The organism is Mesorhizobium mediterraneum (assembly GCF_002284565.1).
GTDB classification, from domain to species: Bacteria; Pseudomonadota; Alphaproteobacteria; order Rhizobiales; family Rhizobiaceae; genus Mesorhizobium; species Mesorhizobium mediterraneum.
Genome location: NZ_NPKI01000033.1, coordinates 201,995 through 220,097, shown reverse-complemented (window position 1 = coordinate 220,097; position 18,103 = coordinate 201,995). Strand labels below are relative to the sequence as shown.

The following is an 18,103-nucleotide window of genomic DNA, read 5'->3' as shown; positions in this document are numbered from 1 at the left end:
TCATCTGCAAAATCTGGGCAAAAGAGCCCGAACGGTTCCGACTCGATCCCACCCATCAAATGCCGGGACTAAACACCTAGGGTCTCCGCGACGTCGCTTCGCTCCTGCTCCGCCCTAGGGTCCACGCCGTAACATCTCAGTGTCGCAGCGTTGATGGCAAGCCCCATGCTTCACGCTTCAGCCGTTTTGTTCTTGCTTTGTGCCGACAGTTATGCTACAAATTCAATTACGGTGCTGATTTGCGCCGCGACCCGCATTAGGCGGGTTTTCGTTTTCAGACCGACCCCGAATATCAAACAATCCCACCGCTGCCACCCGCAACCGCCGGCCGTTCCGCCGCGACCTTGGCCCGGTAGCCGGCCGCCCGGTAGGCGGCAACCGGATCGATGGCGCCGCCCGTGTTCAGCCGCGCCATGGCGAGGATCGGCTCGACATCGGTGCGATAGGCGGCTTTCAGCGTCTGCGTCGCCATCAGCGCGTCGTTAGCGTCCTGATAGCCTTCCAGTGCCTTGCGATCGACCAGCAGCGCTTGCGCATAGGCGCGCTGCACCTCGACCGCCGACAGCATCAGGCTTTCGATCGGATCGGTGACATTGTGGCTCTGGTCGAGCATGTGGGCCGGATCAAAACCTTCGGCACCGGAAAGCTCCGCATCGACCAGCTCGTTGAAGACGAGGAACAGCCGATAAGGATCGATCGAGCCGGCGTCGAGATCGTCGTCGCCATATTTCGAATCGTTGAAATGGAAGCCGCCGAGTTTCTTGAACTGGATCAGCCGCGACACGATCATCTCAATGTTGACGTTGGGCGCATGGTGGCCGAGGTCGACCAGGCAGAAGGCCTTGTCGCCGAGCTCTTTGGCGATGATGTAGTTGGTGCCCCAATCCTGCACGACGGTGGAATAGAAAGCCGGCTCGTACATCTTGTGCTCGGTGAACAGCTTCCAGTCGTCCGGCAGTCCAGCGTAGATCTCCTTCATAGCGTCGAGATAGCGTTCGAACGCCTTGGCGAAATTGACCTGGCCGGGGAAATTCGAGCCGTCGCCGATCCATACCGTCAGTGCCTTGGAGCCCAGCGTCTTGCCGATCTCGATGCATTCGAGATTGTGCTCGACCGCCTGCCGGCGCGTTGCGGCATCGGCATTCGACAGCGAGCCGAATTTGTAGGAAAGCTCCTGGTCTCGGGCGTCGGAAAACGTGTTCGAATTCATCGCGTCGAAGCCGAGGCCGAAGCGGGAGGCCGCCTGTTTCAGCCGGTTCGGATCGGCCTTATCCCACGGAATGTGCAGCGAGACGGTCGGCGTCGCCTGCGTCAACTGCCGGATGACGGCGCAATCCTCGATCTTGTCGAAAATGTCGCGCGGCTCGCCGGCGCCGGGAAAGCGGGCAAAGCGAGTGCCGCCGGTGCCGACGCCCCAGGACGGGATCGCCACGGCGAATTTTTCGACCTTGTCTCTGATAGAGTCGATGGCGATGCCGCGGCGGTCGAGGCGCTCGCCGAGCGAGCCATAATCGCGCTTGAGGTCGGCTTCGCGCGCGGCATTGTCCTTGTCGACGATATCGGCGGAGATGATGGTTTCGGACACTGCGTTTCCTCCCAAATGCGTTCGGTTGGCGCTGCCCCTCATCCGCCTGCCGGCACCTTCTCCCCGTATGGAGACGGGGAGAAGGTGAAGCTCCGCCGCTGGCGACCCCTCCCCGTTCTTCACGGGGAGAGGGTAAGGGTGAGGGGCAGCGCCGCCTTCAAACTATTAGCGCGTAAAGCTCTGCGCGTTGCCCGCGTCGACATTGACGATGTTGCCGGTCGACTTGGCCGACATGTCGGAGGCGAAGAAATAGATCGCCTCGGCGATGTCTTCGGGGAACACCGAACGCTTCAGCATCGAGCGCGAGCGATAATGCTCCTCGAGATCGTCGGTCGACATCTTGTAGGCGGCGGCGCGCTGTTCCTTCCACTCGCCGGTCCAGATCTTCGAGCCGCGCAGCACCGCGTCCGGGTTGACGACATTGACCCTGATCTGCGCTTCCGCGCCCTCCAGCGCCAGGCAACGCGCCAGATGGATCTCGGCGGCCTTGGCCGTGCAATAGGCAGCGGCATTGGGCGAGGCTGCAAGGCCGTTCTTGGAGGCGACGAAGACGACGTTGCCGCCGATCTTCTGCGCGCGGAACAACCGGAATGCTTCCCGCGAAACGAGGAAATAGCCGGTCGACAAGATGTCCATGTTCTTGTTCCACAGCGCCAGCGTCGTCTCCTCGATCGGCGCAGAGGTTGCCAGGCCGGCATTCGACACCAGAATATCGATGCCGCCGAACTCGACCGCGGTCTCAGCGAAGCCGGAGATCACCTGGTCTTCAGCGGTGACATTGATGACCAGCGGCCGCACGAAATCCTTGCCATAAGCTTGGGCCAACTCACCATTGGCGCTGGCAAGGGCGGCTTCGTCGATATCGGCCAGCACGACGCAGGCGCCTTCGCGCAGCAGCCGGTTGGCCGTCGCCCGGCCGATGCCGCCGGCGCCACCGGTGACCAGCGCGATCTGGCCGGCCAAGGCTTTCGGCTTCGGCAGACGCTGCAGCTTTGCCTCTTCGAGCAGCCAATATTCGATGTCGAAAGCCTCCTGGTCGGGCAGGCCGACATAGGCCGACACCGTCGAGGCGCCGCGCATGACATTGATGGCGTTGACGTAGAACTCGCCCGATATGCGCGCCGTCGCCTTGTCGCCGGCGAAGGTGAACATGCCGACGCCGGGCATCAGATAGACCACCGCATTCGGATCGCGCACGGGTGGCGAATCCGCATGCTTGCACCTGTCATAGTAAGCCTGATAGCCAACCCGATACTCCGCCACGTCGTCGTGGAGACGGGCGATGACGGCATCGACATCGGGGGTCTTGGGATCGAACTCGATGACCAGCGGCCGGATCTTGGTGCGCAGGAAATGGTCGGGGCAGGATGTGCCGAGGGCCGCCAGTGGGCGCAAATCCTTCGAATTGACGAATTCGAGCACGGCAGGCGAATCGTCAAAATGGCCAAGCTTGTGGCTCTTCTCCGAGATCAGGCCGCGGATCCGCGGCATCAGCTTTGCCGCCACGGCGCGACGCGCCGGCGCGTCGAGCGATTTGACCACTTCGCCACCGAAGATCGGCTTGCCTTCAGACTTGCGCTCGAACCAGTCGATCGCCTGGTTGATCACCGAGATCGTCGTCTCGTAGCATTCCCGAGGCGTCTCGCCCCAGCTGAACAGGCCATGGCTCGCCAGCACGACACCCTTGGCCTCGGGGTTCTCGATGCAGAATTTTTCCAGCCAGAGGCCAAGCTCGAAGCCCGGACGCTTCCATGGCAACCAGCCGATCGTGTCGCCGAAGATCTCCTTGGTCAGCGCTTGCGAATCCTTGGCGGCGGCGATGGCGATGATCGCGTCGGGATGCATATGGTCGACATAGGGCTTCGGCACGAACGCGTGCAGCGGCGTGTCGATCGAGGCCGCGCGTGGGTTAAGATTAAACGTGCAATGGGGCAGATAGCCGACCATCTCGTCCTCATGCTCGACGCCGCGATAGAGGCCCTTCAACGCGCGCAGCTTGTCCATATAGAGAGTGGCGAAGCCGTCGAGCTTGATCGAGGCGCTGTCGCCTCCCGAGCCCTTGACCCATAGCACTTCCACGTCCTCGCCGGTAAGCGGATCCTTTTGCCAGATCTTGGAGGAGGTGTTGCCGCCGCCATAGTTGGTGACGCGCTTGTCGGAGCCGAGAACATTCGAGCGATAGACGAGACGTTCCGGCTCGCTCATTGCTTGGGCTTTCGCCTCATCCCAAAGATTGGCGAGGCGCGTGCCGGAGCGCTTGTCGAGCATAGGTAATCCTCCCGTGACGTGAGACGCGCAAAACGGTGCGGTCAAGCCACCGCATAGCGGGTCAGCTTTGGTCGAATGTCCTCGGAAGCGGCGGCATTGTCAATCATAAACGATCAAGATTGATCATATTGCACTGCACAATGGAATTATATGATCGGAAATGATTGACACTGCGCGTTTTGGGTGCCTAGATGCTCAGGCAGGGAGGAACCATGCACGAGAAAGAGCGCCACAGGATCATTTTGTCCGCCGTCCAGGAAAAGCCTGTGGTGACGGTGCAGGAAATGGTCGACCTGACGGACTCGTCCGAGGCGACGATCCGGCGCGACATCGCGGCGCTGCATGTGCAAAAGCGCCTGCGCCGCGTGCGCGGCGGCGCCGAGGCAATCTCGCCACCGCAGTTCATCGGCCTTGCCGGACGGCCTTTTTCCGTCAACGAGACGATCAACGCTTCGCAGAAGCGGGCGATCGCGCGGGAAGCCGTGGAGTTGTGCAAGGAAGGCGAGCCGATCATCATCAATGGCGGCACCACCACCTTCCAGATGGTGCATTTCCTGACCGGCCGCCGCATGCCGATCTTCACCAATTCCTTCCCGATCGCCGAGCACCTGCTCAAGCACTCCAAGAACACGGTGATGCTGTCGGGCGGCACCATCTACCGCGAGCAGAACATCATCCTGTCGCCCTTCGACAATGACGTGACGCGCAATTTCTATGCCCGCCGCATGTTCATGGGTGCGCAAGGGCTCGGGCCGTTGGGTCTGATGGAAGGCGATCCGCTGCTGATCCAGGCCGAGCAGAAACTGATCGATCAGGCCGACGAGCTGGTGGTGCTGGTCGATTCGTCGAAGTTCCGCAAACGCTCGAGCCTGATCCTGTGCGGCCTGTCGCGCATCGCCACGGTCATCACCGACGACGGCATCGAGGATCGCGAGGCCAAGATGTTGGAGGCCGCCGGTGTGACGCTGATCGTCGCCCGCACAGCGGCAAGCAATAAGGAAGAATCTTCGCTGCAGGCCTGAGGCCCGCAGCGGCGATGGAATGCAACGCTCAAGGGAGGATATTCGATGAGCTTTCTTAGGAAATTGATGGTTACGGCGGCGTTTTCGGCCGCCATGTTCGTGAATGCCGCCTATGCCGAGAACGTCAAGATCGCGCTGGTGGTCAAGTCGCTCGGCAACGGCTTCTTCGATGCCGCCAACAAGGGCGCCGAAGAGGCGGCCAAGGAACTCGGCGGCGTCGACATCATCTACACCGGCCCGACCAAGGCGACCGCCGAAGCGCAGATCGAAGTGATCAATTCGCTGATCGCCCAGAAGGTCAACGCCATCGCCATTTCGGCCAATGACGCCGACGCGCTGGTTCCGGCGCTGAAGAAGGCGATGGATCGCGGGATCACCGTCATCTCGTGGGATTCTGGCGTCGCTCCGGAAGGCCGCCAGCTCCACCTCAACCCGTCGGACACCAACCTGATCGGCGAGACCATCATCAAGCTTGCCGCCGACTACCTGCCGGAAGGCGGCGATGTCGCCATCCTGTCGGCTTCGTCGACCGCGACCAACCAGAACGCCTGGATCGACGCGGCCAAGAAGGTGCTGCCGGAGAAATTCCCGAAGATCAACGTCGTCGCCACCGTCTATGGCGACGACGACTCGGCCAAGAGCACGGACGAGGCCAAGGGCCTTTTGAAGTCCTATCCGAACCTCAAGGCGATCATCGCACCGACCACGGTCGGCGTTGTCGCCGCCGCCCAGGTGGTGACCGACGCGAACCTGATCGGCAAGGTCAACGTCACCGGCCTGGCGCTGCCGTCGGAGTTCAAGAAGTTCATCGACAATGGCGCCAGCCAAGCGGTTGCGCTGTGGAACCCGATCGACCTCGGTTACTCGGCCGTCTACCTCGCCCATGATTTGGCGGTGAAGAAGGAGGAAGCCAAGCCGGGTGCCACGCTGTCGATCGGCCGCGTCGGCAAGGTCACGCTCGACGATACCAACTCGGCCGCGATGGCTCCGCCCTTCAAGTTCGACAAGTCGAACATCGAAGAGTTCTCCAAGATCTATTGATCCTGGAGCCCTTCAAGCCGGTGCGGCGGGACCTTAGGTCCCGCCGCGCCTTCAAACGAACCTTGCTTCAGGGCTTGATACGACTATGGACACGACAGCCCAACTCAACCCGACGACCGAGCAGCCTTTGGCTCCGGCTCCGCGCCTGACCCTGTCCGGCATTTCGAAGAGTTTTCCCGGCGTGCGCGCGCTGCACGATGTCAGCCTGTCGCTCTACCCCGGCCAAGTCACCGCGCTGATCGGCGAGAACGGCGCCGGCAAGTCGACGCTGGTCAAGATCATGACCGGCATCTACCAGCCCGACGCAGGCACCATCAGTATCGACGCCCAGGCCGTCACCCTGCCCAGCGCCCATGCCGCCTTCGGGCACGGCATCACCGCCATCCATCAGGAAACCGTGCTGTTCGACGACCTGACGGTGGCCGAGAACATCTTTCTCGGCCATGCGCCGCGGTCGCGCTTCGGCACGATCGACTGGCGCACCATGCGCAAGAATGCTCGCGAGGTGCTGGACACCATGGGTGCCGGCCACATCGACGCCGACGCGCGCCTCAAGGATCTCGGCATCGCCAACAAGCATCTAGTGGCGGTCGCCCGCGCCATGTCGATCGATGCGCAGATCGTCATCATGGACGAGCCGACCGCAGCGCTTTCGCTGAAGGAGATCGAGGAGCTCTTCTTGCTGGTCGAATTCCTGAAGAGCGAAGGCAAGGCGATCCTGTTCATCAGCCACAAGTTCGACGAGATCTACCGCATCGCCGACCGCTATACGGTGTTTCGCGACGGCGAGATGGTTGGCGAAGGCCTGATCAAGGACGCCGGCCAGAGCCAGATCGTGCGCATGATGGTCGGTCGCGCCGTCGATCATATCTTTCCGCAACGCAAGGCCGAGATCGGCGCGCCGGTGCTCACTGTCTCCGGCCTGTCGCATCCGACCGAGTTCGACGACATCGGCTTCGAGCTGCACAGAGGCGAAATCCTCGGCTTCTACGGCCTTGTCGGCGCTGGCCGCAGCGAAGTGATGCAGGCAATATCAGGCATCACCCGCACCAGCAGCGGCACGATCGCCTTGGAAGGCAAACAGATCGCGCCGAAATCGGCGGCGGATTCGATCGACGCCGGCATCGTCTACGTGCCGGAAGAACGCGGCAAGCAAGGCGTGGTGATCGGCCTGCCGATCTTCCAGAATATCTCGCTGCCCTCACTCAAGCGCACATCCAAATCGGGCATGCTGCGGCTGGCGGAGGAGTTCGCGCTGGCCCGCTCCTACACCGAGCGGCTCGACCTGCGCGCCTCTTCGCTGAGCCAGGACGTCGGCACGCTGTCGGGCGGCAACCAGCAGAAGATCGTCATCGCCAAATGGCTGGCGACCGCGCCGAAGGTGATCATCCTCGACGAGCCGACCAAAGGCATCGACATCGGTTCCAAGGCGGCCGTGCACGGCTTTATGGCCGAGCTCGTCGCGCAAGGCCTGTCGGTGATCATGGTGTCGTCCGAACTGCCCGAAATCCTCGGCATGTCCGACCGGGTCGTCGTCATGCGCGAGGGGCGCATCGCTTCGGTATACGACAACAAGGGGCTCGACGCGGAAACGCTGGTCAAGACGGCAGCGGGGATCGCGGCATGAAGGCTTTTCTGAAGTATCGCGAAGTCTGGCTGCTCGCGGCCATCGTCTTGCTGATCGGGCTGATCTCGATGCGCTTTCCGGGCTTTGCCGCTCCCGGCAATCTGCGCCAGGTGTTCAACGACACCTCGATCCTGATGATCCTGGCGCTGGGTCAGATGGTGGTGATCCTGACCCGCTCGATCGACCTGTCGATGGCCTCGAACCTCTGCTTCACCGGCATGGTGGTGGCGATGCTGAACGCCGCGCATCCGGCAATCCCGATCCCGCTGCTGATCGTCATCGCACTTCTAGTCGGACTGGTGCTCGGCGCGATCAACGGGTTTTTGGTGTGGCGGCTGAACATTCCCTCGATCGTGGTGACGCTCGGGACGCTCACCATCTACCGCGGCGCCACCTTCGTCATTTCAGGCGGCGCCTGGGTCAATGCCGACCAGATGAGCCCTGATTTCATCGGCCTGCAGCGCGCGGCTTTCCTCGGCATTCCCGTCCTGTCGTGGATCGCCATACTGGTCATCGCCCTGTTCTTTCTCTTGATGACGCGCACCGCGCTCGGCCGCTCGATCTACGCCATCGGCGTCAACCCGACGGCATCGGTCTATGCCGGCATTGATGTCGGCCGGACCAAGTTCATCGTCTTCTGTATCTCGGGGATGGTCGGCGGTCTCTGCGGTTATCTCTGGATCTCGCGCTACGTCATCGCCTCGGTCGAGGTCGCCAATGGCTACGAGCTCAACATCATCGCCGCCTGCGTCATCGGCGGCATCTCGATCGCCGGCGGCATCGGCTCGGTCGGCGGCGCGGTTCTCGGTGCGCTGTTCCTCGGCATCATCTCCAACGCGCTGCCGGTCATCAACATCTCGCCCTTCTGGCAGATGGCAATTTCGGGCAGCGCCATCATCCTGGCCGTGGTGCTCAACGCGCGCGGTGAACGCCGGCAAGGCCGCATCATCCTCAAAAAGGCGGAAGCGGCATGACCGACACTCCTGCTCCACGCCACATTCCCGACCGGCTCGACAAGCCATTCACTTCGGCGATCTTCTCCTGGGAGGCGCTGCTGGTTGCCGTGGCGGTCGCCATCTTTGCCGTCAACAGCTTTGCCTCGCCCTATTTCCTCGACGCGTGGTCGCTGTCGGACCTGACCTTCAACTTCACCGAAAAGGCGCTGATCGCGCTCGCCATGGCGCTGCTGATCATTTCCGGCGAGATCGATCTATCGGTCGCCGCCATCATTGCATTAGCTTCGACGATGATGGGCATGGCGGTGCAGGCTGGCGCCGGCACGCCGGTGCTGGTGGCGATCGGCATCCTGGTCGGGCTCGGCTGCGGCGCCTTCAACGGGCTGCTCGTCACAAGGCTGGGATTGCCGTCGATCGTCGTCACCATCGGCACGATGAGCCTGTTTCGTGGCATCGCCTTCATCGTCCTCGGCGACCAGGCCTACAAGGGCTATCCCTCGAGCTTCGCCTTTTTCGGCCAGGGCTATGTCTGGTGGGTGGTGTCGTTCGAACTGACGCTTTTCCTCGTCGCGGCCGTCATCTACTGGTTCCTGCTGCACCGGACGAGCTTCGGCCGCCGCGTCTTCGCCATTGGCAACAACCCGGTTGCGGCGCAGTTTTCCGGCGTGCGCGTCGGCCGCATCAAGTTCATCCTGTTTTGCCTGACCGGCCTGATGGCGGGCATCGCCTCGGTGCTGATCACCTCGCGCCTCGGCTCGACCCGGCCGTCGATCGCGCAAGGCTACGAACTGGAGGTCATCACCATGGTGGTGCTCGGCGGCGTCAGCATCCTGGGCGGCGCCGGCAGCATTGTGGGCGTGGTGCTGGCCGCCTTCATCATGGGGCTGGTGACCTTCGGCTTGGGGCTGCTCAACGTGCCCGGCATCGTCATGTCGATCTTCATCGGCCTGCTGCTGATCATCGTCATCGCGCTGCCGATCATCTGGCGGCGCGTGCGGCGGGAGCGCTTCACCTGATGCCCGAGAAATACGCGTTCAAGATGAAGCTCAATCCGGGCATGAAGGCCGAATACAAAAGGCGCCACGACGACATCTGGCCGTCGCTGGTCACACTGCTCAAACAGGCCGGCGTTTCCGATTATTCGATCCATCTCGACGAAGAGACCAACACCTTGTTCGGCGTGCTGTGGCGGCGTGACGGCCATGGCATGGACGAATTGCCGAAGCACCCGGTGATGCAGCGTTGGTGGGCCGAGATGGCCGACATCATGGAGACCAGGCCTGATAACGAACCGGTGGCAGTGCCGCTGGAAACAATGTTCCATATGGAATGACCCGCCACATTGCCGTCATCGATATCGGCAAGACCAACGCCAAGGTGGCGCTGGTCGATCTCGCCGATATGCGCGAGGTCGCGCTGCGCCGCATGGCGAACGCGCCCGTTGCCGACGGTCCCTACCCACACCACGATGTCGAGCTTCTGTGGTCGTTCATCCTCGACAGCCTCGCCGGGATCAATCGCGAACAGCGCATCGACGCGATATCGATCACCACCCACGGCGCGACGGGCGTGCTGGTGGACGCTGCCGGTGAACTGGCGCTGCCGGTGCTCGACTATGAATTCACCGGGCCCGACGCCCTCGCCAAGGACTATGACGCGATGCGTCCGGCCTTCACGGAGACGGGCACGCCGCGCCTGCCGGTCGGTCTCAATCTCGCCGCGCAGTTGTTCTGGCAGCAGAAGCGCTTCCCGGCGGAGTTCGCCAAGGCCGCCGCGATCCTGATGTACCCGCAGTACTGGGCGTTGCGGCTGACCGGTGTCGCCGCCAATGAAGTGACCTCGCTTGGCTGCCACACGGATCTGTGGAGCCCATGGAAAGCGGATTTTTCGTCGCTGGTCGACAAAATGGAATGGCGCCGCCTGATGGCCACGGTGCGGCCGGCGAAGCACCGCCTCGGCCCGATCTTGCCCGCCCTTGCCAAGCTAACCGGGCTCGATCCGCAGACGCCGGTATTCTGCGGTCTGCACGATTCCAACGCCTCGCTGCTGCCGCATCTCCTGTCGGACAGACCGCCTTTCTCCGTCGTCTCGACCGGCACCTGGGTGGTGTCGATGGCCGTCGGTGGCAACAAGATCGCGCTCGACCCGGCACGCGACACATTGGTCAACGTCAATGCGCTCGGCGATCCGGTGCCGTCGGCGCGCTTCATGGGCGGCCGCGAGTTTTCGCTGCTGACCGAAGGTCAACCGGAAGACTGGAGCGAAGAGGATGTTGAGGCGGTGTTCGCCAGGACAGCTCTGCTGCTGCCGGCAACGCAACAGGGTTCGGGGCCGTTTCCGCACCACACTGCCGCATGGCTCAACGCCGACGGCATCAACAGCGGCCAGCGCTTTGCCGCCATCTCTTTCTACCTGGCGCTGATGACCGCGACGTGCCTCGATCTGATCGGCGCCGACGGCCCTGCTATCGTCGAAGGCCCATTCGCCCGCAACCGGCTTTTTGTCAGCATGCTGGCGGCAGCAACGGCGCGTGCCGTCATTGCGTCCGAGGCAGCGACCGGCACCAGCATCGGCGCTGCCTTGCTGGCGTCCGACCAAAGAACGGTCCAAGGCAAAGGCGAAAGGATCGAACTGCCAGCCGGTCCAGCCTGGGCAAACTATGCGCGCTCGTGGCGTGCGGCGGTCGAGGCGCGAGGCTGATCACAAAATCCGCTTGCCGAAAGCCGACATGACGAAGTTGACGGTGTCTGTCGCAATCCGCGATTCCAAATCGGCGGTCAGGCCGGAAACATCCATCGACAACAGCCCGCCGGACAGCGCGATCGCCTCCATCGCCTGATGCGTTTCGCGCACAGTGATGCCGCCGGAGCCAGCCGCCCAACCGGCGAATTCGGTCACCTCAGGCGAATAGCTGACATGGAAGCCCTGCGTGCCGGAGGTGGCGATGCGGATCGCCTCGTGCATCAGGTCGCGCATGCCCATGGCGTCGATATCTGTCATGGTGAAGGCGGAGACGCGCGAATCCTTCAGTACCCGAGCCTCGGCCGGATCGGCATGGCGCAAACCGACGATGACGACGTTTTCCGGCGACAGCTGCGGCTGCAGCGCACCGGGCTTATGATCGAGACCGAGCGCCCGCGCCAGCACCGAACGTTCCGGCAGGTCGATGCCGTCCTCGCCCTCGGGCATCAAGGCGGCGATGGAATCTATCCATATCAAACCGAAGGAGTGTGTCGCCCGCGCGGTCGTCGTCAGCGCTCTGTGGGCGACGCGCCGGTCACTACCGGCGGTTAGCCGGATCAGGCCGGACGGTGGCCGCTCGATATCGGCCAGTTCGACCACATCGAAATTCATCGCCTCCAGCCGGGCGCCGGTCGCTTCCCGGGCCAGTATGCCGGCGGCAGCCGGTTCGGCTGATATCGACACCATCTTGCGGCCGGAAAAATCCTTGATGTCGTGCATCGGGGCCTTTTCGACATATTCCGAGGTCATCGCCAGCAGCATGGCGCCATAGCTCATACGGAAGGCGACACGGTCGCCGACGGCGGGTGGCGGCTCGGCGTCGGTCACGTCGAGCAGCAGATGGTCACTGGAGGCGCCGAGCACCCGCACACCCTTGGCGATCGGGGTGAGCCCTTCGATCAACACGTCCTCGCGGCCGATATTGGCGATGGCACGCAACCTGTCGCCCTCGTCGGGAAACACTGGCTGGTTGCCGAAAGCGTCGTAGCCGGATTGGCCGATCGGCCGCGACGGCTTTAGCTTGACCTCGATGATGTCGCTGGTCAGGCGGCAGGCATCGGGTTCGAGTTCGGCCCACGGCGTCTCGCGGAAGGTTTCGACGCCGCCTTGCAATATCGCCTCGCCGACGCGCAGATTGTTGATGCCGGCGGGCAGCTTGCCTTCCAGCAGCAGCGTCAGCGACGATGACGCTCCGCCGGAAATCCAGTCGAGCCTTGTACTGGACAGCCGCTCGGTCTTGTAGGCGTGGGCGACGAGTTGCCCGAGATTTTCCTCGGTCGGCATGATGGCGCCGAAGCAGCCAAGATTGGTGCCGATGCCGGCGATACGCACGCCCCTGAGCGCTAGTATCTGCTCGACAGTGGGCACGAGATCGTTCGGCCAGATGCCTTCCCTGAGATCGCCGAGATCGATCATCAGCAAGATGTCGTGAACGCGGCCCATGCGCTCGGCGATGCGCGATAGCTCGCGGATGGCGGCGAGTTCAGACTGCAGGCTGATGTCGACGGTGCGCACCACCTCCTCGATGCGCGCCAGCGGCGGGCTGCGCAGCAGCATGATCGGCGCATTGATGCCGCTGTCGCGCAGCCGGCGGATGTTTTCGAAGCGCGATTCGGCGATGCCGGCGACGCCGCCGCGCAGCATGGCGCGGGCTACCTGCGGCATACCGCAAGTGCCCTTGGTGACGCCGAAGACCTTGATGCCGGACAGGGCGCAGCGATCGACGATGGTGCGCGCATTGCGCTCGATGCGGCCAAGGTCGATGGCGACTTGCGGTCCCGACATTTTAGCCCCTGTAGACCAGCCCTTGCGGGTCGATCTCCGGGTTACGGCCGGCGACCAGATCGGCGAGGAATTTTCCGGAGCCGCAGGCCATGGTCCAGCCGACATGGCCGTGGCCGGTATCGAGGTAGAGGTTGCTGTAGCGCGCCCGGCCGATGACCGGCACCGAGTTCGGCATCATCGGTCGCAAGCCGGCCCAGAGCTCGGCCTTTTTCTCATCGAAGGCACCCGGGAAAAGCTCCTTGCCGGTCCTGAACATGGCGGCGAAATCGCTCGGCTTGTGGGTGCGGTCGAAGCCGGTGAATTCGGCGGTCGAAGCAAGCCGCAGCCGATTGCCCAGCCGCGAATAGCCAATGAGCTGATCCTCATCGGCGCCGCCCATGGTCGGCCCCTTGCTCTCGTCCTCCAGCGGCACGGTCGCGGTGTAACCCTTGACCGGATAGACCGGCAGATCGATGCCGTAACGGCGACCGAGCAGCCCGCTTTCCGGTCCCATCGATATGACCACGGCGTCGCCGGCGACCGGGCCGGTCGAGGTCATCACCGCACGTATCCGATCGCCTTCGATGTCGAGGCCTTCGACTGACGTGCCGTAGAGAAATTGAACGCCGAGTTTCTCGGCGGCATAGGCAGCGAGGTTTTGGGTGAATTGGCTGGAATCGCCGGTCTGGTCGATCGGCGAATAGACGCCGCCGGCTATTCTGTCCTTGGCCCCGGCAAGGCCGGGCTCGAGCTCGACCAGCCGATCGCGGCCGACGATCTCGATCGGCAGACCGTGTTGGGCGAGATAGCGGTAATTGTCGGTGCCGCTATCAAAACTCTGCTGCGAGCGGAAGAAATAGAGAATGCCCTTCTTGCGCTCGTCATAGTGAATGCCGGTGTCGGCCGAGATGGCGTTGATGCAGTCGCGCGAATAGAGCGCAAGGCGCAGCTTGATGTCGGTGTTGGCGCGCAAGCGCGCTTGCGTGCACTGGCGCAGGAAGCGCAGACTCCAGGCAAAGAAATAGGGATCGAAGCGCAGCCGCACCTTGATGCCGAGATCATGGTTGTAAAGCGCGCGCAGGAACGTCTTCAGCGCAGCGGGCGAGGCCCAGGCGGTGGCGTCGCCTGGCGACACCAGCCCGGCATTCGATTGGCTGGTGCCGCGCGCCGCCGCAGGGTGGCGCTCGATCACGGTCACCTCGTGGCCGTCGCTCGCCAGATAGTAGGCGGCCGCCGTGCCGACGACGCCAGCTCCGAGCACCAATATTCTCATGCCGCCCCCAAAAGTCTCACGCGGCCAAATGCGCCCACGCTTCGAGCCTAAGAACCCGGTCTCAGCCCCGCGACGAATTCTTGCTGGTCAGAATGCGCTCCCAGGCCAGCGCGTCGGCGACGATCCGGTCGAGGTCGTCGCGCTGCGGGGTCCAGCCGAGCTCGCGGCGCGCCAACTCCGAATTGGCAACCACCGCAGCGGCGTCGCCCGGACGGCGCTCGCCCATCCGCACCTCGAAATCATGGCCAAAGACGCGGCGCACGCTGTCGATCACCTCAAGCACCGAATAGCCGTGGCTGTAGCCGCAATTGGCGACGAGGCTCGTCCCGCCGGCGCGCAGCCGCTCCAGCGCCAGCCGATGCGCGGCCGCCAGATCGCTGACATGGATGTAGTCGCGCATGCAGGTGCCGTCCGGTGTCGGATAGTCGGTGCCGAACACCTGCATGAAGGGACGCTTGCCGATCGCCGTCTCGGCGGCGACCTTGATCAGATGCGTGGCGCCCGGCGTCGACTGGCCGGTGCGGCCCTTCGGATCGGCGCCGGCGACGTTGAAATAGCGCAACGCCGTATAGCGCAAGCCATGGGCGATTGCGGCGTCACGCAGCATCCATTCGCTCATCAGCTTGGACAGGCCGTAGGGTGATTCCGGCGCAAGTCGGGCATCCTCGCGCACCGGCTCCAGCCCGGCGCCGCCATAGACGGCGGCGGTCGAGGAAAAGATGAAATTGGGCACGCCTTCGCGCACCGCGGTCTCGATCAGCGTGCGGGTCTTGCAGGTGTTGTTCTCGTAATAGCCGAGCGGGTCGGCGACCGATTCGGGAACCACGATGGAGCCGGCGAAATGGATGATCGCGTCGACCTTGTTGTCGCGAATGATCCCGCCGACCAGATCCTTGTCGGCGACATCGCCGACGACGAGCTTTGCCTCGGGCGCCACCGCCCACTCGAAGCCGGTCGAAAGCCGGTCGAGGACGACGACGCTTTCGCCCGCGTCCAGCAGCTCCCAGACCATGTGGCTGCCGATATAGCCGGCGCCGCCTGTCACCAAAACCGTCATCCGCGTCCTCGCTGCTCAAGATTTATCGGAAACTGTCTCAACACCCGCCTTACTGGAAAGGCTGCCACTAGGCCATTAGTACCATTAGTGTCTGCGGTAACCAGTCTCATCGGCGCATGGCATCGTCCTGAAACAAAATTGATCCACATCAAGGGAATAGGCCATGATCCGTGGCCGTTAGGAACAGGCTTGGGGCGTGGCATTTTGACCAAAAAGGCCAAGTGGACGTCGAATAGGGCAATGATTATGATCCCACGCAAAAATTGGGAAGCCGAAATGAACTATCAGCGTTTCTTCGAAGACGCGATCGACCAGCTCCATGCAGAGCGTCGCTACCGCATCTTCGCCGACCTCGAGCGCATCGTGGGGAAATTCCCGCGCGCCATCTGGCGCGCCAACGGCCGCGCCCAGGAAATCACCGTCTGGTGCTCCAACGACTATCTCGGCATGGGCCAGCATCCAGACGTCATCGCGGCGATGCAGAATGCCGCCGGCAAGATGGGATCTGGCGCCGGTGGCACCCGCAACATCTCCGGCACCAGCAACCCGCTGGTCGAGCTTGAACTGGAACTGGCCGACCTGCACGACAAGGAAGCCGCACTCGTCTTCACCTCCGGCTTTGTCTCCAACGAAGCCTCGATCTCGACCATTGCGCGGCTCCTGCCCAACTGCCTGATCGTCTCGGACGAACTAAACCACGCCTCGATGATCGAAGGCGTGCGGCGTTCGGGCGCCGAGAAGAAGATCTTCCGCCACAATGACGTTGCCCATCTCGAAAGCCTGCTTCAGGCGGCGGGCCGCGAACGCGCCAAGCTGATCGTCTTCGAGAGCGTCTATTCGATGGACGGCGATATCGCGCCGATCAGGCAGATCGTCGATCTCGCAGAGCGCTACAATGCCATGACCTATATCGACGAGGTCCACGCCGTTGGCATGTATGGACCGCGCGGCGGCGGCATCACCGAGCGTGAAGGGCTGGCCGACCGTATCGACATCATCGAAGGCACGCTGGCCAAGGCGTTCGGCACGCTCGGCGGCTATATCACCGGCACAAGTGCCGTGATCGATGCCGTGCGCTCCTATGCGCCGGGCTTCATCTTCACCACGGCGCTGCCGCCGGCCATCGCCGCCGCGGCGACCACGTCGATCCGCCATCTGAAGCGCTCGCAGGCCGAACGCGACGCGCAACTGCGTCAGGCGACGCGAACCAAGCAGGTTCTTACCGCCGCCGGCCTGCCGGTGATGGACTCCGCCACCCACATCGTGCCGCTGCTCGTCGGCGATCCCGAGCTCTGCAAGATGGCCAGCGACCGCCTGCTCGGCGTCCACGGCATCTACATCCAGCCGATCAACTACCCGACCGTGCCGCGCGGAACCGAACGGCTGCGCATCACGCCGACGCCGTTCCATTCGGATCACCTGATCGCGGAGCTTCAGGATGCTCTCGTCGAGACCTGGGACGCTTTGGGCATACCCTATGGCTCGGCGGGCCGGCCGGCCGTGAGGGAAAGCGACCGCGTCATTCCGTTGCTGGTGCCGAAGTCCGGCGGGTGAAAGTCGCCTCAGGCTCCGGCACCCTCAAACACTTCTCATCCACTTCGCCAGCCGGTGCGCGGCTTCCTCGAGCTGGTCGAGGCGGCGGTGGAAGCACAGCCTGAGGAAGGCCTCGCCGCCGGGGCCGAAGGCGGTTCCGGGCGCCAGGCCGACACTGGCGCGATCGACGATGTCGAAGGCGGCGGCGCGTGAATCGGTGATGCCGTCGATCGCGAAGAACAGATAGAACGCGCCTTGCGGCACGGTGAAGCGTGCCCTGCCGGTCGCAGCCAGGATGCCGCAGACCAGGTCACGCGCCGCCCTCGCCCGCTCCACCTGCTCGACGATGAAGGCGTCACCTTCGTCGAGGGCGACGACCGAGCCGCGCTGCATGAACTGGGCAACGCCCGAGGTCGAATACTGGACCAGATTTTCGAACACCTGCTGCAGCGAAGGATGGGTCTTGATCCAGCCGACGCGCCAGCCGGTCATCGCCCAGTTCTTGGAAAAACTGTTGACGAACAGAATGCGATCCTCGTCGGCCATGATGTCGATGAAGGACGGCGCGCGACGGTCGCCGTAGTGGAACAGCGAATAGATCTCGTCGGCGATGATCCACAGGCCCCTTTCGCGGGCAAGGTCGAGGATCGCCTGCAGCGTCTCCCTGTCGGCAGTCCAGCCGGTCGGGTTGGACGGTGTGTTGACGAACAGCGCCTTCGTCCTTGGCGTGATCGCCGCCTCGATCTTGTCGACGTCGCAGGACCAGCCATTGCCGGACTGGTCGAGCGTGACAGCGACCGGGATGGCGCCCGCCAGGCTGGCGGCAGCGGCGAAGTTGGGCCAGGCCGGCGACAGATAGACGACCTCGTCGCCATTGCCGGCGACCGCGTCGAGCGCCAGCTGGATAGCGTGCATGCCCGAACCGGTGACGATGAATTCTTCCTCGGCGAAACTCTTGCCGAAATGCCTGACGTAATAGCGGGCGAGCGCCTGCCTCAGCTCGGGGATGCCTTTCTGCCAGGTATAGAAGGTCTCGCCGCCGGCCAGCGCGCGGGAAGCGGCATCTGTGATGAAGGTGGGCGTCGGCAGGTCGCCCTCGCCGGCCCAGAGCGGGATCATGCCGTCGCGGTCGCGGCCGCGGTTCATGACGGCGACAATGCCGCTTTCCGGCGCAGCCCGGGCCTCGGCGCGCAAATTCTCGATCAGGGTCATGGATAGATCCGTTTTCGTCTTCT

General features: G+C 63.3%; 14 protein-coding genes. 8 read left to right on the top strand and 6 right to left on the bottom strand.

Going from position 1 to position 18,103, the window contains the following annotated elements:
* Window positions 1-292: 292 nt before the first annotated feature.
* Entirely contained in the window at window positions 293-1,585 is a 1,293-nt protein-coding gene (rhaI, locus tag CIT25_RS26685) for an L-rhamnose catabolism isomerase (protein ID WP_167391093.1), read from the bottom strand.
* Window positions 1,586-1,750: 165 nt separating this feature from the next.
* Window positions 1,751-3,853, bottom strand: a complete 2,103-nt coding sequence (locus CIT25_RS26680) for a bifunctional rhamnulose-1-phosphate aldolase/short-chain dehydrogenase (protein WP_095488053.1) — start codon at window positions 3,851-3,853, stop codon at window positions 1,751-1,753.
* A 212-nt stretch (window positions 3,854-4,065) separates the two neighbouring features.
* On the opposite strand from CIT25_RS26680, the gene CIT25_RS26675 reads away from it, so the two are divergent.
* From CIT25_RS26675 to CIT25_RS26645, 7 genes are all read left to right on the top strand, one after another.
* Entirely contained in the window at window positions 4,066-4,875 is an 810-nt protein-coding gene (locus CIT25_RS26675; RefSeq protein ID WP_095488051.1) for a DeoR/GlpR family DNA-binding transcription regulator, read from the top strand.
* Window positions 4,876-4,920: 45 nt separating this feature from the next.
* Window positions 4,921-5,916, top strand: coding sequence for a rhamnose ABC transporter substrate-binding protein (gene rhaS, locus CIT25_RS26670; protein WP_095488049.1), 996 nt, complete (start codon window positions 4,921-4,923; stop codon window positions 5,914-5,916).
* An 85-nt stretch (window positions 5,917-6,001) separates the two neighbouring features.
* Complete coding sequence (locus CIT25_RS26665; protein WP_095488047.1) at window positions 6,002-7,543, top strand: sugar ABC transporter ATP-binding protein; 1,542 nt, start codon at window positions 6,002-6,004, stop codon at window positions 7,541-7,543.
* Window positions 7,540-8,517 carry an ABC transporter permease gene (locus CIT25_RS26660; protein ID WP_095488045.1) on the top strand — a complete coding sequence of 326 codons (978 nt, stop codon included), beginning with the start codon at window positions 7,540-7,542 and terminating at the stop codon, window positions 8,515-8,517. Before CIT25_RS26665 ends, CIT25_RS26660 begins: the two co-directional genes overlap by 4 nt.
* Window positions 8,514-9,515 (top strand): ABC transporter permease, encoded by a 1,002-nt coding sequence (locus tag CIT25_RS26655; protein WP_095488043.1) that lies wholly within the window; start codon window positions 8,514-8,516, stop codon window positions 9,513-9,515. The genes CIT25_RS26660 and CIT25_RS26655 overlap by 4 nt, the downstream gene beginning before the upstream one ends.
* Window positions 9,515-9,832, top strand: coding sequence for an L-rhamnose mutarotase (gene rhaM, locus CIT25_RS26650; protein WP_095488041.1), 318 nt, complete (start codon window positions 9,515-9,517; stop codon window positions 9,830-9,832). The genes CIT25_RS26655 and rhaM overlap by 1 nt, the downstream gene beginning before the upstream one ends.
* Window positions 9,829-11,199 (top strand): FGGY-family carbohydrate kinase, encoded by a 1,371-nt coding sequence (locus tag CIT25_RS26645; RefSeq protein ID WP_095488039.1) that lies wholly within the window; start codon window positions 9,829-9,831, stop codon window positions 11,197-11,199. The genes rhaM and CIT25_RS26645 overlap by 4 nt, the downstream gene beginning before the upstream one ends.
* Here CIT25_RS26645 and CIT25_RS26640 read toward each other — a convergent pair whose 3' ends face one another.
* The 3 genes from CIT25_RS26640 to galE form a co-directional block, all read right to left on the bottom strand.
* Complete coding sequence (locus tag CIT25_RS26640) at window positions 11,200-13,026, bottom strand: alanine racemase (RefSeq protein WP_095488037.1); 1,827 nt, start codon at window positions 13,024-13,026, stop codon at window positions 11,200-11,202.
* A gap of 1 nt (window position 13,027) precedes the next feature.
* Window positions 13,028-14,278 carry a D-amino acid dehydrogenase gene (locus CIT25_RS26635; protein ID WP_095488035.1) on the bottom strand — a complete coding sequence of 417 codons (1,251 nt, stop codon included), beginning with the start codon at window positions 14,276-14,278 and terminating at the stop codon, window positions 13,028-13,030.
* A 61-nt stretch (window positions 14,279-14,339) separates the two neighbouring features.
* Entirely contained in the window at window positions 14,340-15,335 is a 996-nt protein-coding gene (gene galE / locus CIT25_RS26630; RefSeq protein ID WP_095488033.1) for a UDP-glucose 4-epimerase GalE, read from the bottom strand.
* Between the two features lie 276 nt (window positions 15,336-15,611).
* Between galE and hemA the strand changes: the two genes are divergently transcribed.
* The gene (hemA, locus tag CIT25_RS26625) at window positions 15,612-16,889 is read left to right on the top strand and encodes a 5-aminolevulinate synthase (protein ID WP_095488094.1); all 1,278 of its coding nucleotides are present in this window, start codon (window positions 15,612-15,614) and stop codon (window positions 16,887-16,889) included.
* A 24-nt stretch (window positions 16,890-16,913) separates the two neighbouring features.
* On the opposite strand, the gene CIT25_RS26620 is transcribed toward hemA, so the two are convergent.
* A complete protein-coding gene (locus tag CIT25_RS26620; RefSeq protein ID WP_095488031.1) occupies window positions 16,914-18,080 on the bottom strand; it encodes a pyridoxal phosphate-dependent aminotransferase in 1,167 nt (388 codons plus the stop codon).
* Window positions 18,081-18,103 lie beyond the last annotated feature (23 nt).

Excerpts from the sequence above, each read along its gene's own strand:
- CIT25_RS26635 (WP_095488035.1), bottom strand. The coding sequence starts at position 14,278 with ATGAGAATATTGGTGCTCGGAGCTGGCGTCGTCGGCACGGCGGCCGCC.
- CIT25_RS26660 (WP_095488045.1), top strand. The coding sequence starts at position 7,540 with ATGAAGGCTTTTCTGAAGTATCGCGAAGTCTGGCTGCTCGCGGCCATC.
- CIT25_RS26645 (WP_095488039.1), top strand. The coding sequence starts at position 9,829 with ATGACCCGCCACATTGCCGTCATCGATATCGGCAAGACCAACGCCAAG.
- CIT25_RS26680 (WP_095488053.1), bottom strand. The coding sequence starts at position 3,853 with ATGCTCGACAAGCGCTCCGGCACGCGCCTCGCCAATCTTTGGGATGAG.
- CIT25_RS26640 (WP_095488037.1), bottom strand. The coding sequence starts at position 13,026 with ATGTCGGGACCGCAAGTCGCCATCGACCTTGGCCGCATCGAGCGCAAT.
- CIT25_RS26665 (WP_095488047.1), top strand. The coding sequence starts at position 6,002 with ATGGACACGACAGCCCAACTCAACCCGACGACCGAGCAGCCTTTGGCT.
- hemA (WP_095488094.1), top strand. The coding sequence starts at position 15,612 with ATGAACTATCAGCGTTTCTTCGAAGACGCGATCGACCAGCTCCATGCA.
- rhaM (WP_095488041.1), top strand. The coding sequence starts at position 9,515 with ATGCCCGAGAAATACGCGTTCAAGATGAAGCTCAATCCGGGCATGAAG.
- CIT25_RS26655 (WP_095488043.1), top strand. The coding sequence starts at position 8,514 with ATGACCGACACTCCTGCTCCACGCCACATTCCCGACCGGCTCGACAAG.
- CIT25_RS26675 (WP_095488051.1), top strand. The coding sequence starts at position 4,066 with ATGCACGAGAAAGAGCGCCACAGGATCATTTTGTCCGCCGTCCAGGAA.
- galE (WP_095488033.1), bottom strand. The coding sequence starts at position 15,335 with ATGACGGTTTTGGTGACAGGCGGCGCCGGCTATATCGGCAGCCACATG.
- rhaS (WP_095488049.1), top strand. The coding sequence starts at position 4,921 with ATGAGCTTTCTTAGGAAATTGATGGTTACGGCGGCGTTTTCGGCCGCC.
- CIT25_RS26620 (WP_095488031.1), bottom strand. The coding sequence starts at position 18,080 with ATGACCCTGATCGAGAATTTGCGCGCCGAGGCCCGGGCTGCGCCGGAA.